Origin of the sequence: Capnocytophaga sp. oral taxon 412 str. F0487 (assembly GCF_000271925.1) — a bacterium.
Classification (GTDB): domain Bacteria; phylum Bacteroidota; class Bacteroidia; order Flavobacteriales; family Flavobacteriaceae; genus Capnocytophaga; species Capnocytophaga ochracea.
Genome location: NZ_AJZR01000032.1, coordinates 46137 through 72601 on the forward strand (window position 1 = coordinate 46137; position 26465 = coordinate 72601).

Below are 26465 nucleotides of genomic sequence, written 5' to 3' on the forward strand. Positions count from 1 at the left end.
TGTTTGACGAGGCAAAAGTACGAATAAATTTATTATTGACAAAAAAATAGTTATCAATTTAAATTAACAGGTTATTAACAGAGTTATCAACAGGGGGAATTTAGATAAAAGGTAAAAGGTAAAATTAGAGAATTAGAGAATGAGAAAATTAGAGAATGAGAGAATGTGGGGATTAGCAAATTAGAAAAATTATTGGAGTTTATAGTATTTTTATTATCTTTGCGCTCTGTAAAACATCATTAAAACATTCATAAAAAAACATTTATCATTATGGGAATTTTTGACAAACGCGAGAACTACAAACCTTTTGAATATCCTGAGGTTATGGAGTTTGTGAACGCTATGCACAAATCGTTTTGGGTACACTCAGAAGTGGAGTTTACTGCCGATATTCAGGATTTTAAATCGGAGTTAACACCTGTGGAAAAAGAGGCAGTGAAGCGCGCCCTATTAGGTATCGCCCAAGTGGAAGTATCGGTAAAGACTTTCTGGGGAGACCTCTATGACCTCTTCCCTAAACCTGAATTCAACGGATTAGGGGCTACTTTTGCCGAATGTGAGTTCCGCCACAGCGAGGCTTACGCACGCTTATTGGAGGTTTTGGGCTACAACAACGAGTTTGAAAACTTATTGGAGGTACCTGTTTTTAAAGAACGCAGTAATGTATTAAAAGAATACTTGGCTAAAAATCGTGAGAACGCTATGGAGCGGATTCTGTTTTTCACATTGATTATTGAGAATGCTTCGTTGTTCAGTCAGTTTGCTACTATTCTTTCATTTACGCGTTTTAAAGGGTTCTTGAAAAACGTAGCGAATATTATTGCGTGGACATCGGTAGACGAACAGTTACACGCCAATGCAGGTATTTATATTCTCAAAAAGATATTTGAAGAAAATCCAGAAATGAAAGCTAAAGCCGAAGAAGATGCGACTACTTTTATCCGTAGTTATATCACTTTGGAAGACAAGATGCTAGACTGGATTTTTGAACAAGGTGAATTGGAGTTCTTTAGCAAAAAAGACTTGTCGAACTATATGCGTTATCGTTTGGACGACTCGCTTACACAATTGGGATTAGGAAAACCTTTTGGAATTTCGGGAGAGGAAGCTAAACCGATGATGTGGTTTGAGGAGGAAGTGTTCAGCAATGAGCTTGATGACTTCTTTGCCAAACGCCCTACTGCTTATACTAAACACGACAAGAGTATTAGCGAAAACGATTTGTTTTAGATAAAATAAGAGGTAAGAAGTAAGTTTCTTACCTCTTATTTTTTAGTTGAATGCCAAAGGTCTATCGGTAGAGAAAACTTGTATACCTTTCTTTGCCCACTCGGTATATAGGTGGTCGCCTTTGGTAGCAGCACGCTTATCTAAGTTACCTAACGTACCTAATATAGCAGGTATTTTTAGTTGGTTTAAACGTTCGTACAGCTGATCAGGAGCTAAACGAATACCGGTGAAAGCCAACAACTTCTGTTTAGGAATGCCGGTTTGCAAAATACGGTTCAGTTCGTCTTCATTGCGGGCGCTCACCGAAAGGAGCATCTCAGGAGCTACCTTATGCAAGGCTTCGGCTTGTGCAGTATTATAACTGATAAGCACCACTTGCGCTTCCATCTTCTCTTCGCGCACTAAATCTACCACTTTTTGATAAGAAATACCCTTTTTAAAATCTAACATTAAGTACCCCTTATTGGTTTTACACCACGAAAGTACGTCTTTTAAAAACGGAATCTGAAAAGCAGTTACATTACCGAACTCATCTTTGAGTTTTTCAGTGCGCAACTGTGCGGTAGTAAGCGCTGATACGACCCCTTGACCTGTGGCGGTACGCCCTAACTTATCGTCGTGCATCAGGAGCAAATCGCCGTCGGCACTCTCGAAGATATCTATCTCAAAGCTGTGTATTCCTTTCTTGGAAAGGTACTGAATGCTTTCCAAACAGTTTTCGGGATAGCCTTTAAGTTGCTCTCCTCCCCCACCCCGATGAGCAGAAACAATGGGTTTGGAGGTGAAATACATTTGGTTAGTAATCTCCTCTTGGGGGATTATCTGTCCGGTTGAGGGGCTTTTGCAAGCCATTGCGAGGCACAAAAGCGATAAAGTGATGATATATTTCTTCATTAAAAACATATTTTTTTTGCAAAGATAAATAAAATGTGGAAATAAGGAAATGAGAGAATGAGAAAATGAGAAAATTTGGAAATTAGCAAATGAGTAGTGATAAAAATAGTTTTTTGACAGGTCAGACAAGTCAGACGATTCAGATGAGATTAAAGGCTTTATTGGAGAGACTGAGGAGATAGAAAGATATCGGAAAAGAACGGAAGGGAAAATTTAGGCAAAAGGTAAAAAATGAGCTGTAAGGAGGGTGGGGTTAGCTTATAGAGAGCTTATAGGAAGCTTATACGAATCTTGGACGATTGGTATAGGAAGGGTGTGTAAAAAATTGATTCATAATACAATACAACAAGGCTAAAAATGTTAAAAACGGGGTTTCGAGGCGAAAGAAAGAGAATCCTCACCCCGTCCCTCTCCCAAGGAGAGGGAGAATGTAGTGACGGGAAAGAGAATTGGTAAATTAGAAAATTTGGAGATTAGCAAATTTGCAGGAGGAGTTTAGGGGGAGTGTGGTGGCGGAAAGGCGGAGGAAAAGCGATTGAAAAATAGCATTTTGTTATATCGAACTGACATAAATTCAAAAAAATATTCGTACCTTTGCCGTTCATAAACTCTCAACTAAAAAAGTGGAAAATATACAAGCTATAAAACAGCGATTTAGCATTATTGGCAACGACCCTAAGTTGAATCGCGCTATCGAAAAAGCCACACAAGTAGCCCCTACTGACATTTCGGTACTCATCACCGGAGAAAGTGGGGTGGGGAAAGAGGCTATACCGCGCATCATTCACTCGTTGTCCCTACGCAAACACGGCAAATACATAGCCGTGAACTGCGGAGCAATCCCCGAAGGGACTATCGATTCGGAACTTTTTGGTCACGAAAAAGGCGCTTTTACGGGAGCTACCGCTACCCGTAGTGGGTATTTTGAAGAAGCCGATGGCGGGACTATCTTCTTGGACGAGGTAGGTGAATTACCCCTCACTACCCAAGTGCGCCTCTTGCGGGTGCTCGAGAATGGCGAGTTCATAAAAGTAGGTTCGTCGGTAGTGCAGAAGACGAATGTGCGCATTGTGGCGGCTACCAATGTGCAAATGCAAGAAGCTATTAAAAAAGGACGTTTTCGCGAAGACCTTTACTACCGACTCAGCACAGTAGAGATACATTTGCCTCCTTTGCGCGAACGCAAAGACGATATCCACTTGCTTTTCCGCAAGTTTGCTTCGGATTTTGCCGAGAAATACAAAATGCCTCCTGTGAAGCTCAGCGAAGATGCGGTACATCTGCTCACGAACTACCGTTGGAGCGGGAATATCCGTCAGTTGCGGAATGTAGCCGAGCAGATTTCGGTACTTGAACAGCGCAGGGATATTACGGCGAGCATTTTGCGCACCTACTTACCTGATGAGGGTAGCAATCTACCACAGGTTGTACCTCAGCAAGCGCGCCAGGATAGTGATTTTAGCAACGAACGCGAATTGCTTTACAAGGTGCTTTTCGATATGAAATCTGACCTCAACGACTTGAAAAAGCTTACCCTTGAATTGCTACAACACGGTAATTCAGCACAAGTACAACAGGACAACGAGGGACTTATTCACCGCATCTACGGCAATGATTCGCACAAGAATGAGGCGAGCTCTCCGGCTTATTCTATTATTCCCGTACCTCCTACCGAGAAGGAAATCCTGTCTCACGAAGAGGTGTACGACTATGAGGAAGCTGCGGAAGAAGAGCGTTTTTCACTTCAAGAGCAAGAGCGAGAGATGATACGCAAGTCGTTAGAACACAACGGTGGCAAGCGCAAGGAAACCGCCAAAGCCTTGGGGATTTCGGAGCGGACGCTATATCGCAAACTAAAACAGTATAATATGATTTAGGCACTAAGCTTTGGGGCATAAGCCTTAGGCAATAGGAGGTCAGAGGAGAGGACTTTCTGCCCAGCCGGACGAGGCGGAGTTTTGGGAAAGGATTGTTAATTATTAATTGTGAATTGTTACTTATTTAGATGAAATCATATAAAATAGGCATTATTGGGCTGGGTTATGTGGGCTTCCCCTTAGCTTGTCTGTTTGCCAAAAAATATCCCACAGTGGGTTACGACCCCTATACGGCGCGAGTGGAGAGCCTCAACACGGGTATTGACACTACGGGCGAAATCGGTAGTGAAACCCTTAAAGAGCGATTGGCTACCCACCTCATTTGCACTGCAAACCCTGAGGACGCTAAGGATTGTAATGTGTACATAGTGGCAGTACCTACACCTATCGACCTCTATCAGCAACCTGACCTTACCGCTTTGCGCGAAGCGAGCCAAACAGTAGGCGCATTGCTAAAAAAAGGAGATATAGTGATTTACGAATCGACGGTTTACCCAGGAGTGACGGAAGAGGTGTGTGTGCCTATCTTGGAAAGCGTGTCGGGGCTTGCATACAACTGCGATTTCTTTGTGGGTTACTCGCCCGAGCGCATCAACCCTGGTGATAAGCACCATACCGTGGAGACTATCTGCAAGATTACCTCAGGCTCTACCCCCGAGGTAGCACAGGAAATAGATATGCTCTACAATTCAGTGCTGAGGGGAGGCACTTACCTTGCCCCGTCTATAAAAGTAGCCGAAGCCGCCAAAGTGATAGAGAACGCTCAGCGTGATGTGAATATCGCCTTTATGAATGAGATAGCGAAGATATTCAATATTTTAGAGATTGACACTAATGCGGTGATAGATGCAGCGAGTAGCAAGTGGAACTTCTTGCCCTTCCGCCCTGGTCTGGTAGGAGGACACTGTATAGGGGTAGACCCTTACTACCTTATACAAAAAGCTAAACTGCACGGCGTATCGCCACGCTTAATGATGGAAGCTCGCAAGACGAACGACTCGATGGGAGGCTATATCGCCTATCAGATTATCAACCGCTTGTGTTTACAAGGTATGCCTGTGAAGGACAGCCGAATCCTACTCTTAGGTTTTACATTCAAAGAAAACTGCCCCGACACTCGCAATACGAAAGTAGTGGATATCTACCGTACCCTTGAAAACTTTACTAACAATATTACAGTGTATGACCCTTGGGCAGACCCTAAGCGCGCTCTTGAAGAGTACGGCATTACAGTAGCTACTAAACCACAAAACCTCCCTACAAACAACGATGTAGTGGTGCTTTGCGTGGCGCACCAAGAGTTTCTGCAGATGAATATAGGAAATTACTTAAAAGAAGACGGTATCGTTTACGACGTAAAGGGGAAATTGAAAGTGAAGAAGAATGTGTTTAGGTTATAAAAGTTGTATAGTAAAAAACTTTTTCCTACCTTTGTCGCCTAAAATATTCACATACAATGAAGAAAATATACTTGCTAATGCTTTGTGCTTTTCCGTTTTTGGCAAAGGCACAATACACTGAAATTATTAACTCAAACCTCCCAGGTACTTCACAAAGTGCTTATGCAGTAGGAGCGAGAGTATTACAATTTGAAGGAGGTTTATGGTACGAGCACAACCACCACAAAGAGACAGGCACTTCTATGGATTTTACTGGAATGAACTATGCAGTGCGTTATGGTTTTTATAAAGAAGAATTGGAAGTGATGCTCAATGGTACTCTTGCTTATGACCGTACAATTGCACCTAACGGTACGACTTCGCACTTTGGCTTTGTGAACAATACTATCGGAGCTAAGTATTTACTCTTTAAACCTGCTTTTTTAGATGAAGAGCCGAGTATTTACAGTTGGAAGGCTAATAACTCTTTCAGATGGCGCAATCTCACACCTTCCATATCTCTTTATGCAGGGGTGAATTTCTTACCAAACAAGCGATATTACTACGAGTCAATACCGGCACTCTCTCCCAAAGTAGCAGCTATCTTTCAAGCAGAGCCTATCCCCCGTGTGGTGTTGGTAGCAAACGGTATCATTGATAGGTTCTTAAGCGGAAAAAACACCGAATACAGCTATTTGTTCACCGTTACTCATAACTTAGACAATGGTTGGTTTAGTATCTTTGCAGAGCATCAAGGTATTCACAGCCAGCATTACAACGACCAGATTACGCGCCTTGGCGTTGCCTTCTTGCTTTCCGATAAAATACAACTCAATGCCGATATGGGCTTTGGCTGGAAAGATACCCCACAACGCTATATGGGATTGTTCGGGGCTTCTTATCGCATCGATAACCACAACAGCTATATCAAGAAGGTATTGAGTGAAACAATAGAAACCACCAAAATACAACACAAGAAAAAACCTAAAAGAAACAGACGTAATGCCATTGATCCTGATTAAAGAACTCACCACTAAAAAGGAACTTACCGAGTTTGTGAAGTTCCCTTTGTCTTTATACAAAAACAACCCTTATTGGGTGCCACCTCTCATCAGTGACGAGGTAGCCTCTTTTGACAAAACCAAGAACCCTGTATTCGACAATGCCGAAGCCTTCTTTTACGGAGCTTACAATGAGAAAGGTAAAATGGTGGGGCGCGTAGTAGCTATTATTAATCAGCACGACCTTAAACAGAACATAAAGAAAGTGCGGTTTGGTTGGCTGGATATGGTAGACGACATTCAAGTAACACAAGTTCTCTTGGATAAGGTAGCTGAAAAAGCTCGTGAGTATCAATTGGAGTATATGGAAGGTCCGATAGGTTTTTCGAATATGGACAAAGTGGGATTGCTTACTGAAGGTTACGACCATCTCTCGAATATGATGACGTGGTATAACTATCCTTATTATAATCGGCATTTAGAGCAATTAGGCTTTACTAAAGAAAAAGGTTTTGTAGAGATGAAATTCCCAGTAAAGAACTCTAAACCTGAGCTCTTTAAGAAAACTGCTGAAGCTATAAAAAAACGCTATGGGGTAAAGTTTATTGATACGCCTACTACTAAAGAAGTGCTCAAACACGTAGATGCAATGTTTGACCTTTACAACGAAACTTATTCTAAGTTAGCCTCCTACGTGCCTATAACCGAACGTCAGCGCGAGTACTTCAAACAAAAGTATATCCCTTTTATCAATCCTGAGTATGTACGTTTTATTGAAGATAAGGACGGTAAACTGATATGTTTTGCCATAGTGATGCCTTCGTTCTCTAAAGCATTACAAAAGGCGAAAGGCAAACTCTTCCCTTGGGGTTGGTGGTATTTGTTACAATCGAAACGACATCACGATACGGTGGAGTTCTACCTTATTGGGGTAGCGCCCGAATACCAAAGTAAGGGTATTCCCGCCTTGTTGTTCGACTATTATTATGATATATTCACCCGCAATGGAGTTACTCATTGCGTGATTACTCCTGAACTCGAAGAAAATATTGCTATTCAACAACTCTGGAAGAGCTTTGACCCGGTTATCTTTGCTCGCCGTGCTACCTTTAAAAAACAGGTAAGAGATTAAATGTAAAATGAATTATCTTCTCCCTTTTCTGGCAGTGGTATTAGGCTACTCATTCGTTACCTTTTTTAAACCTGCCCAACAGCAATACACCAAACTACTACTCTCTTTCAGTGGCGCTTACCTATTGGCACTCACTGTATTCGTGCTGATACCCGAAGTATATCACTCTCACGATGAGCAGCACGATTTTAAATACATAGGGCTATTTGTGATAGTAGGAGTACTCTTGCAAATTGTCTTAGAGTTTTTTTCGCACGGAGCCGAACACGGTCACACCCAGCACCCACACCAGCATAGTGCTTTCCCGCTCTCACTGTTTACCAGCCTTAGTATTCACTCCATTTTAGAAGGTTTCCCGCTATCTCACGGGCATAATCACGACCTTGTGTATGGTATATTCGTACACAAACTGCCTGTGGCTATTGTGCTTACTACCTTTTTTATTAATTCAGGAGTGAACAAGTGGAAGACAGCACTGTTTTTACTCTTTTTTGCTCTAATGACGCCATTAGGCACTTTTTTAAGCAACACAGTACCAAGCCTTATCAGTTACCACACGGAGCTTTCGGCTATTGTAATAGGTATTTTCTTGCATATTTCTACCGTTATCTTATTTGAAAACTCCGAAGGACATCGCTTTAACCTATTAAAGTTTTTAAGCGTTTGTGTAGGATTTGCGGTAGCATATCTTACATAAAAGAAAATTAGCAAATTCGTAAATTAACCAATGAAGACAATAAAAAAATTCTTATGCATTAGTGTTTTATGGGTAGTAGCCTGTCAGTCGCAAAGAGAGGCAGTTTTTACGATGAAAGACCTCGCTGTTATTCCGCAACCTGAATCGGTGGTGCCAGGTAAGGGTAGTTTCCGGTTTACTAAGGAAACTGTTTTTGTAATTGACCCTGCTTTGATGCCAGCTCGGTTGCCTTTTCTCGAACAATTTGAGAAGGCTTCGGGATTTAGGTTTTCTGTACAAAAAGTAGCTCTCTTGACTAATTACGTAGTGATTGACACTGATACATCTCTTCCTAAAGAAGGTTACACCCTCACTGTAAATCCTAAAGAAATTATCATTAAGGCAGGTGGTTACAACGGGGCGCTTTACGCCCTCGAAACGCTCCGTCAGCTACTGCCTAAAGAGTTTGAAAGCACTACACCCGTGAAGACTGATTGGACGGTGCCCGCAGTTACCATCACTGATGCTCCTCAGTACGCTTGGCGCGGATTGATGCTGGACGTCTCTCGCCATTTCTTCCCCAAAGAATATATACTGAAAACCCTCGACCGTATGGCAATGCTCAAGCTCAATACCTTCCACTTCCACTTAATAGACAATGAAGGTTGGCGCATCGAAATTAAAAAGTATCCTAAACTTACCGAAATAGGTGCGTGGCGTGTAGACCAAGAAGATAAACTATGGAATGAGCGCACTCCTAACTCCGCCAACGCCTTTGCCAATCCTGCGACAGCTCCTAAAAAATATGGAGGTTTCTATACCCAAGAATATATTAAAGAGATTGTAGCCTACGCCTCTGCACGTGGCATTACGGTAATCCCCGAAATAGAAATGCCTGCCCACGCAATGAGTGCCATAGCGGCTTACCCCGAACTGTCTTGTCACAAACGCCCCATAGGAGTACCCTCAGGCGCGGTGTGGCCTATCACCGATATTTATTGTGCGGGGCAAGAAGAAACTTTCACTTTCTTGGAAGATGTACTTACCGAAGTGATGGAACTCTTCCCCAGCAAATACATTCACGTAGGTGGCGACGAAGCCACTCACACCGAATGGGAAAAGTGCCTCAAATGCCAAGCACGTATGAAAGACCATCATTTAAAAGATGTGCACCAATTGCAGAGTTATTTTATCAAGCGTATAAATGATTTCTTAGTATCCAAAGGGCGCACTTTGGTAGGTTGGGACGAGATAATGGACGGGGGTTTGGCTAACAATGCAGTGGTGATGAACTGGCGCGGTATCGAGGTAGGTAAAAAAGCCCTCGAACAAGGTAACCCTGTTGTCCTCACTAGCGATTGCTATATAGACAACTATCAAGGTCTTCCCGACTATGAGCCTCAAGCCAATGGCGGTTACTTACCGCTCAAAACCCTTTACCATTACAGTCTTGAAAAAGAAAACCTCAGCCCAGAACTACAGAAAAAAGTTTTGGGTACGCAAGTCAACTTATGGGCTGAATACATAGCTACCCCTGAACATTCGGAATATATGCTCTTTCCGCGATTGTTGGCGCTTGCTGAAATCAGTTGGACAACCGATAACTTGAAGAATTGGGACAACTTTATAAATCGCACTCAAGCCTTTATGAAGCGTTTGGACGTGATGAAGGTGAACTATGCCCGCTCTATGTACCAAGTAGTGCCTACCGTTGAAAACCAAAAGGGGAATATCTTTCTAAAATTAGACTGTGAAGTCCCCAACGCCGACATTCGCTACGCTTTGGGAGATACTCCTATAGAAAAAGCTACGAAATACCGCCAGCCTATTGCGCTGAATAGAAGCACAACCTTTAAAGCAACTGTTTTCAGTGGAAAGGCGACCAACACCATTACCACTGGCGAGGTAACATTCCACAAAGCGATAGATAAGAAAGTAAGTTACAGTCCACTTTATCACAAGAGTTACCAAGGGCAAGGAGAAGCGACACTCACCAATGTCATTCGCGGTACCAAAAACTTTCACGATGGGCAATGGCTCGGTTGGTTAGGTGACGATGTAACCCTTACCCTCGATTTGGAGCAAGCTACTGAGGTGAGAGAAGTGCGTATAGGCGCAATGGATGCCCAAGCATCTGGTATTTACTTTCCCGTAGAATTTATAGTATCCCTTTCAAACGACGGTAAAAACTACCGTGAAGTAGCAACTCACAATGAGCCTTGTGTAGTGAGAGGGAAAGCCACCTTAAAAGATTTTGTATTGAAGTTTAGTCCAACGGAAGCACGCTATATCAAGCTCACTCTCAAAAACGTAAAAACACCCCCAAAAGGAGGTGATGCTTGGCTTTTTATAGATGAAATTTTGGTATTTTAGAAAAATAATGTACCTTTGTTGCGTAAAAGAAGAAAAATATGGAAACAATTACAGTTGCCTTACCCAAAGGACTTTCATTGAAAAATGCTAAATCTGTACTTGAAAGTCTCAACTTTAAAATAGTAGAGACTTTTGAAGAAACTCCTCGTTTACGAAGGGGAGAAAACATTCCAAATGAGACTACTCAAAAAGCCTTAGAAGAAGCTGAAAGACTTATAAACGATCCCAACACAAAATACTTTACAAATGTAAAAGAATTAATAGCCTCTTTAAATGATTAAGTTATGGATAATATTAACAGAAATGTATATGAAATAACTTATACTGGACAGTTTAAAAAAGACTATAAAAAGAACCTGATTTACTTATCATTTGGTTACAATACGATGAAGAGAGGAAAAGAATACTTTTAGTTAGGTTAGGTTCTTCTCATTCAGAATTGTTTAGCAAATAATTTTACTAAAGGATATAACTACATATTTTTAAAAACACACAACAATAACACAAAAAAAAACACCCTGCTACGGTTGCAGAATTGTAAATTATTAATTGTAAATTGTTAATTGACATATGGATTCAGTAAAAAATTATATCAATGAAAACAAAGACCGCTTTATTGCGGAACTGATAGAACTGCTTAAAATGCCTTCTATTAGTGCTGATGCTGCCTATTCTCAGGACGTGCTCAACACTGCCGATGCTGTAAAAAATGCCTTAGAGAAGGCTGGTTGCGACAAGGTGGAAATATGTGAAACCCCTGGCTACCCTATCGTATATGGCGAAAAAACTATCGACCCTGCCCTACCTACCGTATTGGTATATGGGCACTACGATGTACAACCCGCCGACCCTATAGAGCTTTGGGAATCCGACCCCTTTGAGCCTGTTATCAAAAAAACCGATATTCACCCTGATGGAGCTATCTTCGCTCGTGGGGCTTGCGACGACAAGGGGCAAATGTTTATGCACGTGAAAGCCCTTGAATATATGGTGAAAAACAACGTGCTCCCTTGCAATGTGAAGTTTATGATTGAAGGCGAGGAAGAAATAGGCTCAGGAAGCCTTAGTTGGTTTGTAAAAAACAACCACGAAAAACTCAAAAACGATATTATTCTCATTTCCGATACCAGTATGCTGGCTAACGACACCCCTTCTATCACTACGGGCTTACGCGGACTTAGCTATGTGGAAGTGGAAGTTACCGGTGCCAACCGCGATTTGCACTCTGGGTTATACGGCGGTGCCGTAGCAAACCCTATCAATGTGCTTACTAAAATGATTGCTTCTTTGCACGACGAGAACAACCGCATTACCATTCCGCATTTCTACGACAAAGTAGAAGAGCTCTCACAAGCTGAACGCGATGAAATGGCAAAAGCACCCTTCTCACTCGAAGCCTACAAAAAAGCCTTAGATATCGATGAAGTATATGGCGAAAAAGGCTACACCACTACCGAGCGTGCCTCTATACGTCCTACCCTTGATGTAAATGGTATCTGGGGAGGCTATACCGGACAAGGAGCTAAAACGGTTATCCCAAGTAAGGCTTATGCCAAAATATCAATGCGCTTAGTGCCTAACCAAGACAACCACGAAATTACCGAGCTCTTCACCAAGCACTTTGAGAGTATCGCACCAGCAGGTGTGCGCGTGAAAGTAACTCCGCACCACGGCGGACAAGGCTATGTAACTCCTACCGATACTACTGCTTACCAAGCAGCGGTAAAAGCCTGCCAACAAACTTTTGGCAAAGAGCCTATACCTGTGCGTTCAGGAGGAAGTATCCCTATTGTAGCCCTTTTTGAAGAAGAATTAGGTAGCAAATCTATTCTCTTAGGCTTTGGTTTAGATAGCGATGCTATCCACTCGCCTAACGAACACTACGGTATTTTCAACTTCCTAAAAGGTATTGAAACCATTCCGTGGTTCTATCTCTACTTTGTAAACAAGGAATACGAGTTATATAGATAGTAATAAAGACTTTACCAAAACTCGTAGCACGAGAGGCTATTAAATTTTTGGTAAAGTCTTTTTATATTATTATTGAAAATAAATGACTTAGCAGTACAACTAAAAAATATTAAATATTTTTCTGCTTAAAAATTTGCAGGTTTCAAAAATAGTTGTACCTTTGCACCGCAATTAAGGAAAACATAAGTAGAATATATTCCTCCTTAGCTCAGTTGGTTAGAGCATCTGACTGTTAATCAGAGGGTCACTGGTTCAAGTCCAGTAGGGGGAGCAACAAAAAAAGCACTTACATAATGTAAGTGCTTTTTTATTTTATCTTCTTACAAAGCCCATTCTTTAGCTCGGTTGTGAGCATTCCACATTCTTTCGTACAATTCACTCTCTTGCAATAACTGACTATGAGTACCTATAGCGTTGATTTCGCCTTTGTTGAATACAATAATCTGGTTGGCTGTGGTGATAGAGCTAAGGCGGTGTGCTATCACAAGTACGGTTTTGTTGCGAATAAGCGTACTGAAAGCCTGCTGTATTTTATGCTCGTTCTCAGGGTCGGCAAAGGCAGTAGCTTCGTCTAAGATGAGAATTGGTGCATTTTTAAGAATAGCACGTGCCAACTGGAAGCGTTGTTGTTCTCCTCCGCTGAGATGTACCCCTTGCTGACCGAAAAATGTGTTGTACCCATTGGGCAGATTCGTGATAAAATCGTGTATTTGAGCTGCTTTGGCAGCCTCTATCACTTCTTCTTCTGTTTTATCCATTCCCATACGAATATTGTCGTACATTGTTTGTTGAAACATAAAGCTATCTTGGAAAACAAATGATACTTTTTGCATCAAACTTTCGGTGGGTAACTCTTTGATGTCAATTCCACCTATAGTAATTCGTCCTTCTTGGCAATCCCAAAAACGAGAGAGCAATTGCCCTACGGTGCTTTTTCCTGCCCCTGAGGGACCTACTAAAGCAGTAACTGTACCTTCTTTGGCAGTAAAGCTAATGTTGTTCAACACATAGTTCTCGCCGTCGTAAGCAAAGCTAACCTTCTCGAAACAGATATTATAGTGAGTAGGTATCTGTGCATTATGCCCTTCGGGAAGAATGGGTTGATTGAGAATTTTATCAATCTGTTGTACGCCTTGTTCTATCAGCTGTAGTTGCATTGCCATATTGCTAATGGCAAAAACGGGACGCATATAGCCTGTGCCTATGATGAGGAAAAAGAGCATAGTGGCAAGGGTTACCCCATTGTGAAAATAAAGATATAGACCTAATGCCAAAACGGGCAACATTGCATTACTGGCAAAACTCATAAAGATAGCGTAAGGAGGTGAGCTATGACGTATCCACTGGCTTACAAAACGGTTGAAAGATTTTACTTTTTTGCCGTATTTATCAAAACTCTCGGCTGATTGTTGGAATATCTTCATCACAGGCATAGCACGTACGTATTCTACGATACCTGAGCTCATCTCTTCTAACGATTGGTGATATAGCTGGGTAAGATTTTTGTTTCTTCCTCCAAACATTATTGGGAAAATAAGCAGTAGCAACAATAAAGGCAAACAGCTGGCAAGAGCTAATCGCCAATCTTGACTGAACAGATATCCTAAGGTGAACAAAGGCAAGGCAATAGCTTTTACAAAATCGGGGATTTGGTGAGCGATAAAGGTTTCTATACGTTCTACATCGTCCGAAATAATTTTCTTAAAAGCTCCTGAATTGCGGTTAGAAAGATAGCCCATAGGCAATACGCCGACCTTTTCGGTAATCGTTTTCCTGAGACCGTAAAGAATGTTGAAAGCGGCGATATGTGATAAAATACCCGATAAGAAGAAAGCGACCATACTCACGGCTATCATTACAATGGCGTAGATTACGTATTGTTGAGCGGTAGCAAAATTGGGTATTTGCTGTGTGAGTTCTTGTATGATATAGAATACCAAGGCATAAGGAACCAAGCTCAGTACTGCGTGAATAATGGCTAAAGTGCAGGAGGCTAAGAGTAAGGTTTTACGCTGTCCTGCTATTTGTAATAATCTTTTCATAGTTCGTTAATTGTTAATTGCTGTCCAGCCAGAGGTTTGTTGTTGAAGCGTCCAGAGGCGATGATAAATACCTTTTTTAGTCAAGAGTTCGGGGTGCGTACCTTCTTCGGCAATACGCCCTTCTTCTAAAACAAGTATTTTATCAGCATTTTTAATGGTGGAGAGCTTATGGGCTATCACCACTACTGTTTTGTTTTTTACAAGTTCCTGAATGGCTTTTTGAATGTATATTTCGTTTTCGGGGTCGAGACTGGCAGTAGCTTCGTCTAACAAGATAATAGGAGCGTCTTTCAGCAAAGCACGTGCGATGCTGATACGTTGTTTTTGTCCGCCAGAGAGATGGTTGCCTCCTTCACCTACGGGAGTGTGCATTCCTTGCGGTAATTCCCACGCAAACGAAAGTACTTGTGCTTTTTCGGCAGCCTCTATAATTTGGCTTTCGGTAGCGTTAGGATTCCCTATTTTGATGTTATTGTAAATAGTATCATCGAATAGGTATACATCTTGGAATACTTCGCTGATAAGTCCATAGAAGCGGTCTTGCCGGATATTTCTAATATCTACTCCACCAATGGTAATTCTTCCATTATTCACGTCCCAAAAACGCGCAATCAGTGAAGCAATAGTGGTTTTACCCGAGCCCGAATGTCCTACCAATGCTACCATACTGTGCTGAGGAATGCTGAAATTAAGATTGTTAAGTGTAGTTTTATCTTCTAAATACGAGAAACTTACATTATCAAAATTGATATTAAAGTGAGAAGGGAACTCGTTTTTATCGGTTTCCATAGTGGGTTCTTTCAGTACATCAATGACGCGGCTGAGGCTTTCGTTCATATAGCGCAACATCATATAATCTACCAATACTACTTTGATGGGGTTGTACAGAATATAGCCTAAAATTAGAAAAACGATAAGCACAGGAATAGTAATGGTGTTGTGAGTGAGATAGTACAAGCCTAAAGCGAGCATCAACACAAAACTTATTTCCAAAACAGTGAACGAAAGCATTACAAAAGGTCCTGGTATAGCTTCTAAGCGGATACTCTTTTGGCGCAAATTCTCATAAGCCTTTTCGAGCATTCGGTAATTACTACCTGTAAGACCATAGGATTTTAGGTGTCGTATTCCTTGTACATATTCTAAGAATTTAGCTGATACTTCGTTTCGTGCCTTTACTTGCCCTTTGCTGAGTTCCCATTTATCGACCATAAAAATACCGAGCTTTAAGAACGGTATTACCAGTAGAATGCCAATGAACAAACAAAGGGTGAGTCGCCAATCGCAATAGAAGAGGAATCCTGAGAGCATAAGTGTACCGAAAAGAGCGGCTGCTAAATTGCCAAAACTGTGACTGAAAATATGCTCAAACGAGGCGACATCTTGCATAATCACTGAAGCTATTTCGCCGGGGTCGCGCTTTTTGAAGAAACCTAATGAGAATTTTTGGATATGATTACCTAAGCGAATGCGTACTTTTTCGGAAATACCATATACTAATAGGTTGGACGACACAAGGGTGCGCGAGGCAACGAAGAACTGTAATAGGAGTAGGATACCCATTAGGGCTACCATTTCCCAGATAAGGGACAGATTGGGTTGCGGTTTAAAAAGCTCCCATAATATTATGAGTAATATGCCCGACGGAGCTGTGATAAAACCGTTATGCACAATTTCCCACAGCACGCTCTGCCACGTACCTTTTTTATTAAAAGCTGTAATATACAGTAAATTGCGAATCATTTTATTTAAATGTTTGATTAACGGGGCAAAAATACTGTAAAAAGCTCTTACATAGATTTAATATAAATAGCTTTTTTTTAAATGTGAATAGCTTTTTTAATAATTAGAAAATGAGAAAATGTGAGAATGAGAAAATTAATAGATTAGTAAACGGAGACGAAGAAAATCGGAAAGGTTCGGAAGAGGGTTGAGGGAATTTTTGGTGAAAAATGGCTGTAAGGAGGGTGGAGTTAGCTTATAGAGAGCTTATAGGAAGCTTATACGAATCTTGGACGATTGGTATAGAAAGGGTGTATAAGTGGTTGATTTATACTGTGATACGACAACACAAAAAATGTTAAAAACGGGGTTTCGTGGCGAAAGAAAGAGGAATCCTCACCCCGTCCCTCTCCAAAGGAGAGGGGGATATAGCGACGAAAAGGAGAAGGGATAATTAAAGAATTAGAAAATTAACAGATTAGGTGTCAGCCAGACAAGTAGTGTGAGCTACACGGGCGATTGTAGCAAAATAGGCTATAAAAAACTTTGCCAAAGTTGTAGAACGATAGGTGTTCAGAACCTTTGGCAAAGTGTTATGGTATAAAAAGCAATTTTAAGCTTGTGTTATTTAGAAAAGTGTGGTTACCCGATAATCATTCCGGCGATAGTTGCGGATAACAGAGAGGCTAAAGTACCCCCGAGAACGGCTTTTAAGCCAAATTGAGAGAGTGTTTTGCGTTGATTGGGGGCTAAGGCACCTATGCCTCCTATTTGAATGCCTATGGAAGCGAAATTGGCAAAACCGCAAAGCATATAGGTTGCCATAATGATAGATTTGTTATACATTAAGTGAGGAGCACTCGTCATATCCTTTAAGGTGGCTAACTGAGTATAAGCCACAAATTCTGAGGAAGAGAGCTTAATACCGAGCAATTGTCCCATCAGCATAACATCTTCTTTGGCAATACCAGCGAGCCACATAACGGGTGAGAAAACGGTACCTAAAATCATTTCTAAAGAGAGTCCGTTATAAGGAGTGTTGCTGGCTATGATATTGTTGAGATGTGTTTGATAACCTACCCAATTAAAGAAATAATTAATCATTGCGATAAAAGCCACAAATACTAAAAGCATAGCCGCTACATTGGCAGCAAGTTTAAGTCCTTCGGTAGTACCATTGGCGATAGCGTCGAGCACATTGGAACCTACATTCTCCATAGACACTTTGGAATCGTTAGAGAATTGCTCGGTTTGAGGGCATAGCATCTTGGAAACTACGATAGCACCGGGGGCTGCCATTACAGAAGCCGCTAAGAGGTGTCGGGCGAAGAGCAAGCGCATTTGGGGGTCGTCGCCACCGAGGTATTGGATATAAGCAGCCATAACGCCTCCTGCTACGGTAGCCATTCCGCCTATCATCACAAGGAGGATTTCGGAGCGAGTCATTTTGGCTAAATAGGCTTTAATCATCAGAGGGGCTTCGGTTTGTCCTAAGAAGATGTTCCCCGTAACCGAAAGACTTTCGGCACCTGAGATATTCAGCAGTTTAGACAATGCCCACGCCATACCACGCACTATTACCTGAATAACACCTAAATAGAACAATAGGGAGGTGAGTGCAGAAAAGAAGATGATGGTGGGGAGTACTTGGAAAGCGAAGATATAGCCTATGCTATTGGTATCGACTAAGTTACCGAGGAGAAACTGACTACCTGCTCTTGTAAAATCTAATATGAGCACAAAGATACTACCGGCAAAATCGAAGGCGTCTTGTATAAAGCCTACTTTTAGAATACCTATTGCAATGGAGAGTTGTAGGGCTAAGCCTATGCCAATAGTCTTCCAATTAATAGCGCGCCTATTGCTACTGAAAAGATAGGCGATAAACAGGAGGGTAATCATACCTACCACACCACGAGTAAAACTTTCGAGAGAGAAACCTTCGCTAGCGACAGCCTTCATTACTTGTGTAGTGGCGGTTTGTGTAGTAGGAGATTGTGTAGCGTCTTGGGCGACACTTATGAGTGGTAAAAGGAAGCTAAGACTTCCGATGGTTATGTTTTTTTTCATTGGTATATAGTTTTAAAAAGTACTATCGCGTTTAGAGATTTCATCTCTGATAAGCGCTGCCATTTCGTAATCTTCATTTTCGATACAGTCATTTAGCATTGTTTTTAGTTCGGGTAAGGCGTATTTAGTATATCTGTTTCGGCTGCTGTCTTCCTCATCAACATTGTCTAACGAAGGACTTATAGTATTGGAGGGCTCATCGTTAAGCAAAGGGATATAAATGCCGGCTCTTTGAATGATATCTCGATAGGTGTAGATGGGTGCGTTGCAACGCAAGGCAATGGCGATGGCATCGCTGGTACGAGCTTCGATGGTGTATTCTTGACCACTTTGTACACAGAGGATATTGGAGTAGAAAATACCTTCTTCTAATTTGTAAATCACGACTCTTTTTATCTGTATACTGAAAGTATCGGCGAATATCTTGAAGAGGTCGTGTGTAAGGGGTCGAGGAGGTACAAGACTCTTCTCTAATTCCAAGGCAATAGATTGCGCTTCAAAGGTACCAATAACGATGGGTAGCTTTAAATCGGTCTCGACCTCGTGCATTATAAGCACAAAGGCATCGTTCTGCGATTGATTGTATGATATCCTTTTTATGAAAAGACGCACTAAATCCATTGGAAGGTTACTAACATAAAATACAAATTAGGGGGTAAAGTTATAACAATTATTTTAACTACAAAAGATTTTTAACATATTTTTTCTTCTTTGTAAAAGAAAAGGCTGTTCAATCTTGTATTGAACAGCCTTCGCATTACATAAGATCTTACTTGTTACATTTGTTTGGTAAGAGTATATTCTTTTACCATTTTAGGTTCTTTACCATCTTCACCTACCTGTACGATATTATCGCCTTTGGTAATATAGAAAGATTTGTGATTATCAGCTTTAGAAACGAGTGTAAAACCTTTATCAGTGTGTTCTACTTTACCTTCTTCTTTAGATTCGAAGTTTTTGCTTGCACAGTTTTCTTGTTTTACATAGGTGTCATCGGCATAGAGATGGATAACGGTAGCCATTCCGCCGCAATCGGCAGCAGGAAGAGTACCTACATAAGTAGCTAACAATTGAGGAGTTACCATTTCTTCTACTTTTTCAGCAGCATTCTCCATCATAGTAGTGGTTTCACTTACTACAGTGTTAGCAGTTTGTGAAGGATTGTTTTGGCAGGAGGCGAGCATAAGCACAGCAACTCCCAATGTTAAGATGTGATTTTTCATAAAATATAATGTTTATTTGTTTACTTATTCAAAAAGTGTACCAATACTACAGTAAATTCACTTCCCTTTCCTACTTCGGAAGTAAAATGAATGCTACCCCCGTAGGAAAGCACGATGTTTTTGACCATTGCTAATCCCAAGCCACTACCACTGGTTTTGGTAGTGAATTTCGGTTCGAATATCTTTTCTTTATCGGCGTCGGGGATACCCGTACCATTGTCTTTTACTTTTAGAGTAATATCGGTATCGCTTTTATTGAGGCTTACTTCAATAGAAGGGAAAGGTTCGTTTTCGGTAGCTTGTAGCGCATTTTTCACCAAATTGGTAACTACACGACCGAGCTGGTCTTTGTCGAATACACTTATAATCTCATCGTGAGAATGGGAAAAGTGAATTTCATCAGAATTAAAGATATCTAAAGTGCGTTTGATAACAGATACAAAATCGAATTCCTCATCGTTTTTAGCAGGCATATTGGTAAGTGCCGAAAAGGCAGTAGAAATATTACTCAATATGTCTATCTGTTGGATAAGAGATTCGCAGAATTCATTAGTTTGTTCAGCGGTTTGAGGCTCTCGAAGGGCTTTGCGTTGATAACTTTGCACGGAGAGACGCATAGGAGTAAGAGGATTTTTGATTTCGTGTGCTACCTGCTTTGCCATATCGCGCCACGCTTGTTCGCGTTCGGATTGCGCCAAAAGGGCTTTGCTGTTCTCAATCTCATCAATCATTCCGTTATAGGCATTTACCAACTCGGTAATCTCGGTAGGGGCAGATTTGAGAAGTATCTTTTCGTTTTGGGAGAGCAAACGAGTTTTCTCTAAACGACCTTCGATGGTTTTAAGCGATTTGGTAATATATTTAGAAATGAAGTAAGCTACCGTAAGGGCAACTACCAAGAGCGAGAAATACACCATCGCTAAGTTGTACAGCGACCCTTTTAAGGCGCGCTCGTTGAAGGTGTCGTTCTCGAAATAAGGAATGTTGAGAATAGCGATAGGCTTGAACTGCAAATCGGTAATATAACTGTAAGAGGTTTGATAACCACGCCCTGCAAATTCGTGGTGCTCAACAAGACGTTTATTGAGTGTAGCGGAAAGCTGATGCAATACATCAGGAGGAATGAAAAACGCATCTTGGTCGGGCGAGAGAGAGGCTTTGGAGCTTTTTAGTAGCACACCGTCGAGGTCATAGAGGGCAAAGTTTAGGTTTTGGATATTGGCAATGCTGTAGATATCCTCCCGAAAGATAAGAGGTATATAAGGGGTTTCGACAGGGAAAGTGGTTTGCGAGAATACATATTGTATCTGCATCTTGATTTGGTTTTCCTTGTCGATAAGTCGCTCATCGTGATATTCTAATGCCTGTTTTTTATACTGCCCAATCATTACGAAAGCCAAAATAGCGAAAGCTACTAGCACGAGTAGGGTCATACTGAGGAATATCTGAAAGCGAAGGGTGTTTTTTTTAAACATAGTGTCCCCTTATTATGGATTATTTTAAGCCTATTACAAAGGCTGCGGGATAAGATTTTTTAATCTCAACAAGTTTCTTCTCAGCCTCTAAACGCGTACGGAAACTACCAAGACGCACTTTGTAGTTAGGAGACTCGAAAGTGAGCAATACAGGGTATTGTTTGTATTTACTTTTGGCATCGAGCATCACTTTATTAGCTTCGGTGATATTGCCATTATAGATTTGTACTTGGAAAGCGCTCTCGGTACGAGCTATTTCCTTTTTGAGTTCCATAGCATCGGCTATATTCTTTTCCTGACTAATAGTTATTTGTGCATAGGAAGCGGTTGTGAGCAATAGTATTCCAGCTATAAATATGTTTTTCATCATTGATATAAATTTAATTCTTCTGTTTTCTTTGGCGTAAGAACCAATACAATTTACTAAATCCAAAGCCTATGCCAAACAAGGCTATAAAGAAAGTAAATATACCTCCCAATACTTTTAAATTGATAGGTTCACTTTGGGGAACGTAGAGTATTTGTCCGTTAGCAGTACCTATAAGTCCTAAGAGAGTGATAAGCAAACTCACCAAAAAGTGTAGCTCTAAGCGCAGGTCTTTCTCAGGTAACAGCTTTTGAAGACCCAAAGAACCTAATATTATGAAAACTACCACGCTCGCACCTATCCAAAAGGCAATATGCTCAAACGATACCCCTGTATAATAAAAGATGGCTTGAGTGAGCACATAGAACAATGCAGGAAAAATAAGCAGGTTAGGATACCACTGCAAAACTTTATGCCAGCGACTTTCTTTACCTTTGAAAAGCGTCCGTAGTGAAGTAAAACAATACGCCATACACACAGCAGTTTCTACGGTGAGCAGTACAGTGATATTACCGAGCACTTTGGGGTCACTGAGCATTGTTTGGAGGGTAACTTGTGACTGCTCTGAGGCAAAATCAGTAGCCAACCATACAAACAAGAAACAAACAGCTGCAAATAACGTGTGTTGCCACAGTTTCCAAAAACTGAGTTTCAGCACTACGTTCAGCATTATAAAGACTGTAAGAATTGCTATTACCATATCACATATCCCTTATCTCTTACTTACATTCTCAGCTACGCCAGCTCACCGACTTTACTTATTACCTCTACTGAGTCTTTTCCGTCGTTTTGTTTCCAGTGTACTACCACACGCTCATCATTGATAGCATCTACTTGCTTACCGCTGTAATCGGGTTGTATGGGAAGATGACGACTAAAACGCCTATCAATAAGCACTAAGAGCTCTATTTCAGAAGGACGCCCGAAGCTCTGTATGGCACTGAGAGCAGCGCGAATACTGCGCCCTGTGTAGAGCACATCGTCTATAAATACCACTCTCTTGTTTTCGACAATAAAGTCGATAGCAGTAGAGTTGGCTTCAAGAGGTCTACCTGTGCGCCTAAAATCGTCGCGAAAGAAAGTAATATCTAATAAGCCTAATGGAATATCAGCAATGTGGTATTCGTTAGTGAGTAGTTCTACCAATCGCTCAGCTAAATAAGTGCCACGAGGTTGGATACCGATAAAAACCGTATTCGAGAAATCGTTATGGTTTTCTATCAGCTCACAAGCGAGGCGGTGTAACATCACTTGGAGTTCCTTCTCGCTGAGGATTTGTTTTGTATAGGTATTCATTTGACTTAAAAACTGAGGGTATTTAAGTTGCGTTGAGCATCAGCATTGCCCTCGCTAGCGGCTTTTTGGAAAAAGACTTTGGCATTCGCCTTGTCGCCCAACATATAGTAGCAAGAGGCGCGATAATTATTCAGTACAGCATCTACGGGCACTCCTAAGTTCTCCATTTCAGCCATATCGTTAATAGCTTTTTGGTATTGCTGGGTGTTGTAGTAACTAATAGCACGATACCTGAGCCCGTCTATATGAGCAGGCACTTTCTCCAAGAACTTCGTAAATATAGGAATTGCTTCAGCATAACGTTGCTGCAAATAGAGTTGCATTGCCTGAGTGTAAAGAGGAGCAAACTGTTCTACCTGCATACGCGAGATAATCTTGTTGTGGTTATTAATTATATCTTTATTATCGGGCAAATACACAATGGCACTATCTAAGGTAGCACGAGCATCAGCTATTAAGTTATTTTTCTCTTGCAGATAAGCCAAAGAGTTCCACGCTTGTACCTCACTGCGATTACCGCGAAGGGCTTCTCTATCTACATCTACGTGGAAACGGTTTTTCAGTATAGTTTTCCACTTAGGTTGTGGTTTCTGCACACTGTCTTTCTCCAAGCCTAAATACTGTTTGAGCAAGTGAATCGATTCTTGTTCTTTACCCATATTGTTCAGCGCAAAGGTTTCTAAATTTAGGTTACCGAAGAAATTAGGCTTTATCATTCGGGCTTTATGGGCATATTTATAAATACTATCGTTGTTTTTGTTTTCTTCCATAAAGTATGATACAGCAGTAAAATACTCAGGACGTGCATCATAAGGGTGGTAATGAATGGAAGCCAATACTTTACGTGCCTCATCGAATTTCTTTTCGTCTATCAAGTAACGCGCCTTTTCTACATCTACAGGCTCAGCCACTGCCGTGAGATTTGGAATACGAGGATAGTTGCGTATCAAGTAATCCGAAGGTGATTTAGTAGGACGCACCCCTTGTTGCTCTTCTTTTACCATACGTTGTATTTTAGAAGAATCAAAGTACATACGCTCTACTACCACATTCAAAACCATTGCCACCACGGCTACTGCTCCTATAAAACCTACAACACTCATTGGCAATTTGCGCTCTTCTCCTTTTTTCTTACTGAAATACAATACTGCTAAGCCTACTGCTATCCCTACATAAATACCAAAGAGGGCTTGAATTTCGGGACGATCTTGAGGAAAGTTAAAGAACGCATCGAACGAATAAGCAAAGAGACCAAACAATGGTAAGAAAAACCATTGCTCTTGCTCAGGATTCTTGTTTTTATAAGTGCCTCTTAGGAAATAATAAGCTGCCAAGAGGAAGATAGCCAAGAACGCCAACCCTGCGAAGATTCCCGCTTCGGCGGTGAGCTCCAAAAAGTCGTTGTGATTCTTATACATATAAATATAATGCGGACTGTAAGAATTCTCATACTGTAAGAAGCGTACCTTCCAGTTACCAATGCCTACGCCCAACAGTGGGTCGTTCGGGATCATATCGGTAGCAGTAATTACCCAAGCCGTTTTACGCAAGTTGTTACTGGTATTCTCTTGGTTAGCTACCTCAGCCAAACGAGCCCCGAAGCTGGTGCTTTGTCGCACTTGTTCAGGGTATAAATAGTTCTGTACAAACGAGAAAATACCAAAAGCAAGAACTACCAAGCCTACGTGCATCAGTACTTTTACGCCCGTTTCACGGCGTTTTAAGATAAAATAGTCGATAGCACCATACGTGATGAAGATAAGCGTTGTAAGAATAGTTGCTAAATAGAAAGCACGGGTACTCATAAAAAAGATTGCCAAAGTACCGACTAAAACACCTATCCCTCCGATGATACGCAAGATTTTTTTATGAAAATAAAACAACCAGATAGCAAAAGGTATCTTAATAAACATAGCCGAAGCCAAAATATTCTTGTTAGAATACGAGCCTTTGATATTGTAATCGGCACTAATACCCTTGATGATGCCTTTTACTCCGTCGAGGGTTACCAAAAAGTCATAACACAAAAGAATTGTCATTGCAACTGCCAAATGTACTAAACTCTTTTTGTTGTAAATCACCAAAGCCGATACCATCCAAGCAGCTGAGAAAGCTGTAAATATCTTAAAGAAGTGCAAAATCGCTTCTTCTATATCAATAGCTTTGGTAAACGAGAGCAATGCCAATACCATTATCAGGCAGTAAGCAATCCCTATTTTATTGGTAAAAAAGCCAAACAGTAATTGTGTGCGTTCTCTGAATTCTTTAATAAAAAACACAAGTCCTACTACTATCAAGTTCAGAATAGCAAAGGTGTAAAACTTTGTAGCATTGGAGTCGAATGCCATCCAGTTAGGGGTAAGTACCGTTACATAACCATAGGCAATGAGCAAGACACTCGCCAAAAGTTTCATACTCGAACTCCCTTCCTCACTCACTGTGGGGGTAGGTTTAATAGGATTCTTGCTGGGTGTTTTCTTCTTGTTGGGTTTCATCTTATGTATTTATATAAATTTTCAACTAACAATTAACAATTAATATCTGTAAAAGTCACTTTCTCTTCTCATTTACCTTTTATCTCTTATCTTTTACCTGCTTTTGTGGCTCTTACTGCCCGTGCGGCTCGCACCTATTTGAATCATCTCATACGCTAGTCCCGTTTGCTTCACTACGTCTTCGGTGCGTTGCGAATGAGTATCGGTAATAAAAAGCTGTCCGAAATGTTTTTGAGTAACCAACTGCACCAACTGCGTTACGCGAGTATCGTCAAGCTTATCAAAAATATCATCTAAAAGCACTATGGGCGTAATCCCTAACGATTGCTTCAACACTTCAAACTGTGAGAGCTTTAAGGCTATCAAAAACGACTTCTGTTGTCCCTGACTGCCATACTTCTTCATCGGGTAGCCCTCAATCTCAAAAAGCAAATCGTCCTTGTGAATACCTGCGGTAGTGTATTGCGCACTGCGGTCTCGCTCAGTATTTTCGGCAAGCTGGGTAGCCAAATCGCTTTGGTGCAAACTGCTGTCGTAGTGCAAACTCACTCGTTCCTTACCCCCCGAAATATACGCGTACTGCTCGCTAAAGATAGGTAAAAACTCTTTCATAAAAGCTCGCCGTTTCTCATAAATGTGTTGTCCTAAGGGCGCCAACTGCTCGTCGTAAATGTGCAAAGTCTCTAAAGAGAAAACGCCTCCTTCTGCCATTTGTTTCAGTAACGTATTGCGTTGCAAGAGCGTGCGGTTGTAGCGCAAAAGCAGTTCTAAGTAAGCCCTATCAGTTTGCGAAATCACACTATCCAAAAACTTACGGCGTGTTTCACTACCTTCTACTATCAAGTCGCGGTCGGAAGGTGAAATGAGCACCATAGGGTATTTACCTATATGGTCAGCCAAACGTTCATAGGCTTTACCGTTGTGTTTCATTACTTTCTTCTGTCCTTTTTTAAGACTACACACTATCTGCTCTTCACGTTCTTCTTGCCGAAACTGTCCTTCGATAAGATAAAACTCTTCGCCGTGGCGTACGTTCTGCACTGCCGAAGTAGTAAAGTAGCTCTTCGCCATACCTAAGTGATAAATAGCATCAAGCAGATTCGTTTTCCCTACACCGTTATCCCCTACAAAACAGTTGATAGTAGGGCTAAAGGCATACGCTTGTGAGAGTATGTTCTTGTAGTTTACGACCGATATTTGTTTGAGAAACATCATTTGTTAGTGCAAAGGTACGAATAATTT

The 26465-nt window shown here is 41.2% G+C and carries 21 protein-coding genes and 1 tRNA gene; 10 read left to right on the forward strand and 12 right to left on the reverse strand.

Annotated elements, in window-relative coordinates; translation table 11 throughout:
* Positions 1-270: 270 nt before the first annotated feature.
* On the forward strand, positions 271-1230 hold the full coding sequence (locus HMPREF1321_RS05545; protein WP_002675128.1) for a ribonucleotide-diphosphate reductase subunit beta: 960 nt from the start codon (positions 271-273) through the stop codon (positions 1228-1230).
* Positions 1231-1272: 42 nt separating this feature from the next.
* On the opposite strand, the gene HMPREF1321_RS05550 is transcribed toward HMPREF1321_RS05545, so the two are convergent.
* Positions 1273-2133, reverse strand: coding sequence for a glycerophosphodiester phosphodiesterase family protein (locus HMPREF1321_RS05550; protein WP_009421748.1), 861 nt, complete (start codon positions 2131-2133; stop codon positions 1273-1275).
* A 614-nt stretch (positions 2134-2747) separates the two neighbouring features.
* Between HMPREF1321_RS05550 and HMPREF1321_RS05555 the strand changes: the two genes are divergently transcribed.
* The 9 genes from HMPREF1321_RS05555 (at position 2748) to HMPREF1321_RS05595 (ending at position 12804) form a co-directional block, all read left to right on the forward strand.
* Entirely contained in the window at positions 2748-4001 is a 1254-nt protein-coding gene (locus HMPREF1321_RS05555; protein ID WP_009421744.1) for a sigma-54 interaction domain-containing protein, read from the forward strand.
* A gap of 128 nt (positions 4002-4129) precedes the next feature.
* Positions 4130-5401: a nucleotide sugar dehydrogenase gene (locus HMPREF1321_RS05560; protein WP_009421761.1), complete on the forward strand. Its 1272-nt coding sequence runs from the start codon at positions 4130-4132 to the stop codon at positions 5399-5401.
* 56 nt (positions 5402-5457) lie between these two features.
* Positions 5458-6402, forward strand: coding sequence for a transporter (locus tag HMPREF1321_RS05565; protein ID WP_009421723.1), 945 nt, complete (start codon positions 5458-5460; stop codon positions 6400-6402).
* Entirely contained in the window at positions 6383-7513 is a 1131-nt protein-coding gene (locus HMPREF1321_RS05570) for a GNAT family N-acetyltransferase (protein ID WP_198003459.1), read from the forward strand. The genes HMPREF1321_RS05565 and HMPREF1321_RS05570 overlap by 20 nt, the downstream gene beginning before the upstream one ends.
* Positions 7514-7520: 7 nt before the next feature.
* Positions 7521-8210 carry a ZIP family metal transporter gene (locus tag HMPREF1321_RS05575; protein ID WP_009421712.1) on the forward strand — a complete coding sequence of 230 codons (690 nt, stop codon included), beginning with the start codon at positions 7521-7523 and terminating at the stop codon, positions 8208-8210.
* 30 nt (positions 8211-8240) lie between these two features.
* Positions 8241-10562 (forward strand): glycoside hydrolase family 20 protein, encoded by a 2322-nt coding sequence (locus HMPREF1321_RS05580; RefSeq protein ID WP_009421717.1) that lies wholly within the window; start codon positions 8241-8243, stop codon positions 10560-10562.
* A 38-nt stretch (positions 10563-10600) separates the two neighbouring features.
* Positions 10601-10843, forward strand: a complete 243-nt coding sequence (locus HMPREF1321_RS05585; RefSeq protein WP_002675120.1) for a hypothetical protein — start codon at positions 10601-10603, stop codon at positions 10841-10843.
* 289 nt (positions 10844-11132) lie between these two features.
* Positions 11133-12533 (forward strand): dipeptidase, encoded by a 1401-nt coding sequence (locus HMPREF1321_RS05590; protein ID WP_009421721.1) that lies wholly within the window; start codon positions 11133-11135, stop codon positions 12531-12533.
* Positions 12534-12730: 197 nt separating this feature from the next.
* Positions 12731-12804, forward strand: a tRNA-Asn gene (locus HMPREF1321_RS05595).
* A gap of 49 nt (positions 12805-12853) precedes the next feature.
* Here the strand turns inward: HMPREF1321_RS05595 and HMPREF1321_RS05600 are convergent.
* From HMPREF1321_RS05600 to recF, 11 genes are all read right to left on the reverse strand, one after another.
* Complete coding sequence (locus tag HMPREF1321_RS05600; RefSeq protein ID WP_009421709.1) at positions 12854-14575, reverse strand: ABC transporter ATP-binding protein; 1722 nt, start codon at positions 14573-14575, stop codon at positions 12854-12856.
* A 6-nt stretch (positions 14576-14581) separates the two neighbouring features.
* Positions 14582-16318 carry an ABC transporter ATP-binding protein gene (locus HMPREF1321_RS05605; protein ID WP_009421750.1) on the reverse strand — a complete coding sequence of 579 codons (1737 nt, stop codon included), beginning with the start codon at positions 16316-16318 and terminating at the stop codon, positions 14582-14584.
* 621 nt (positions 16319-16939) lie between these two features.
* Complete coding sequence (locus HMPREF1321_RS05610) at positions 16940-18367, reverse strand: NupC/NupG family nucleoside CNT transporter (RefSeq protein WP_009410182.1); 1428 nt, start codon at positions 18365-18367, stop codon at positions 16940-16942.
* A 12-nt stretch (positions 18368-18379) separates the two neighbouring features.
* A complete protein-coding gene (locus HMPREF1321_RS05615) occupies positions 18380-18988 on the reverse strand; it encodes a bifunctional nuclease family protein (RefSeq protein WP_009421726.1) in 609 nt (202 codons plus the stop codon).
* Between the two features lie 155 nt (positions 18989-19143).
* A complete protein-coding gene (locus HMPREF1321_RS05620) occupies positions 19144-19590 on the reverse strand; it encodes a copper resistance protein NlpE N-terminal domain-containing protein (protein WP_009417407.1) in 447 nt (148 codons plus the stop codon).
* Positions 19591-19610: 20 nt separating this feature from the next.
* Positions 19611-21065, reverse strand: a complete 1455-nt coding sequence (locus tag HMPREF1321_RS05625) for a sensor histidine kinase (RefSeq protein ID WP_009421766.1) — start codon at positions 21063-21065, stop codon at positions 19611-19613.
* A gap of 19 nt (positions 21066-21084) precedes the next feature.
* Positions 21085-21435 (reverse strand): SPOR domain-containing protein, encoded by a 351-nt coding sequence (locus tag HMPREF1321_RS05630; protein WP_009421725.1) that lies wholly within the window; start codon positions 21433-21435, stop codon positions 21085-21087.
* Positions 21436-21445: 10 nt separating this feature from the next.
* Entirely contained in the window at positions 21446-22132 is a 687-nt protein-coding gene (locus HMPREF1321_RS05635; protein ID WP_034575769.1) for a hypothetical protein, read from the reverse strand.
* 35 nt (positions 22133-22167) lie between these two features.
* Positions 22168-22728 carry a bifunctional pyr operon transcriptional regulator/uracil phosphoribosyltransferase PyrR gene (pyrR, locus tag HMPREF1321_RS05640; RefSeq protein ID WP_009421759.1) on the reverse strand — a complete coding sequence of 187 codons (561 nt, stop codon included), beginning with the start codon at positions 22726-22728 and terminating at the stop codon, positions 22168-22170.
* A gap of 5 nt (positions 22729-22733) precedes the next feature.
* Complete coding sequence (locus HMPREF1321_RS05645; RefSeq protein WP_009421745.1) at positions 22734-25223, reverse strand: O-antigen ligase family protein; 2490 nt, start codon at positions 25221-25223, stop codon at positions 22734-22736.
* Between the two features lie 93 nt (positions 25224-25316).
* Positions 25317-26435 (reverse strand): DNA replication/repair protein RecF, encoded by a 1119-nt coding sequence (gene recF / locus HMPREF1321_RS05650; protein ID WP_009421739.1) that lies wholly within the window; start codon positions 26433-26435, stop codon positions 25317-25319.
* Between the last annotated feature and the right edge of the window lie 30 nt (positions 26436-26465).

Excerpts from the sequence above, each read along its gene's own strand:
- HMPREF1321_RS05560 (WP_009421761.1), top strand. The coding sequence starts at position 4,130 with ATGAAATCATATAAAATAGGCATTATTGGGCTGGGTTATGTGGGCTTC.
- HMPREF1321_RS05570 (WP_198003459.1), top strand. The coding sequence starts at position 6,383 with ATGCCATTGATCCTGATTAAAGAACTCACCACTAAAAAGGAACTTACC.
- HMPREF1321_RS05620 (WP_009417407.1), bottom strand. The coding sequence starts at position 19,590 with ATGAAAAATCACATCTTAACATTGGGAGTTGCTGTGCTTATGCTCGCC.
- HMPREF1321_RS05565 (WP_009421723.1), top strand. The coding sequence starts at position 5,458 with ATGAAGAAAATATACTTGCTAATGCTTTGTGCTTTTCCGTTTTTGGCA.
- HMPREF1321_RS05580 (WP_009421717.1), top strand. The coding sequence starts at position 8,241 with ATGAAGACAATAAAAAAATTCTTATGCATTAGTGTTTTATGGGTAGTA.
- HMPREF1321_RS05610 (WP_009410182.1), bottom strand. The coding sequence starts at position 18,367 with ATGAAAAAAAACATAACCATCGGAAGTCTTAGCTTCCTTTTACCACTC.
- HMPREF1321_RS05625 (WP_009421766.1), bottom strand. The coding sequence starts at position 21,065 with ATGTTTAAAAAAAACACCCTTCGCTTTCAGATATTCCTCAGTATGACC.
- HMPREF1321_RS05600 (WP_009421709.1), bottom strand. The coding sequence starts at position 14,575 with ATGAAAAGATTATTACAAATAGCAGGACAGCGTAAAACCTTACTCTTA.
- HMPREF1321_RS05645 (WP_009421745.1), bottom strand. The coding sequence starts at position 25,223 with ATGAAACCCAACAAGAAGAAAACACCCAGCAAGAATCCTATTAAACCT.
- HMPREF1321_RS05630 (WP_009421725.1), bottom strand. The coding sequence starts at position 21,435 with ATGATGAAAAACATATTTATAGCTGGAATACTATTGCTCACAACCGCT.
- HMPREF1321_RS05605 (WP_009421750.1), bottom strand. The coding sequence starts at position 16,318 with ATGATTCGCAATTTACTGTATATTACAGCTTTTAATAAAAAAGGTACG.
- pyrR (WP_009421759.1), bottom strand. The coding sequence starts at position 22,728 with ATGAATACCTATACAAAACAAATCCTCAGCGAGAAGGAACTCCAAGTG.
- HMPREF1321_RS05550 (WP_009421748.1), bottom strand. The coding sequence starts at position 2,133 with ATGTTTTTAATGAAGAAATATATCATCACTTTATCGCTTTTGTGCCTC.
- recF (WP_009421739.1), bottom strand. The coding sequence starts at position 26,435 with ATGTTTCTCAAACAAATATCGGTCGTAAACTACAAGAACATACTCTCA.
- HMPREF1321_RS05545 (WP_002675128.1), top strand. The coding sequence starts at position 271 with ATGGGAATTTTTGACAAACGCGAGAACTACAAACCTTTTGAATATCCT.
- HMPREF1321_RS05575 (WP_009421712.1), top strand. The coding sequence starts at position 7,521 with ATGAATTATCTTCTCCCTTTTCTGGCAGTGGTATTAGGCTACTCATTC.
- HMPREF1321_RS05615 (WP_009421726.1), bottom strand. The coding sequence starts at position 18,988 with ATGGATTTAGTGCGTCTTTTCATAAAAAGGATATCATACAATCAATCG.
- HMPREF1321_RS05590 (WP_009421721.1), top strand. The coding sequence starts at position 11,133 with ATGGATTCAGTAAAAAATTATATCAATGAAAACAAAGACCGCTTTATT.
- HMPREF1321_RS05635 (WP_034575769.1), bottom strand. The coding sequence starts at position 22,132 with ATGGTAATAGCAATTCTTACAGTCTTTATAATGCTGAACGTAGTGCTG.
- HMPREF1321_RS05585 (WP_002675120.1), top strand. The coding sequence starts at position 10,601 with ATGGAAACAATTACAGTTGCCTTACCCAAAGGACTTTCATTGAAAAAT.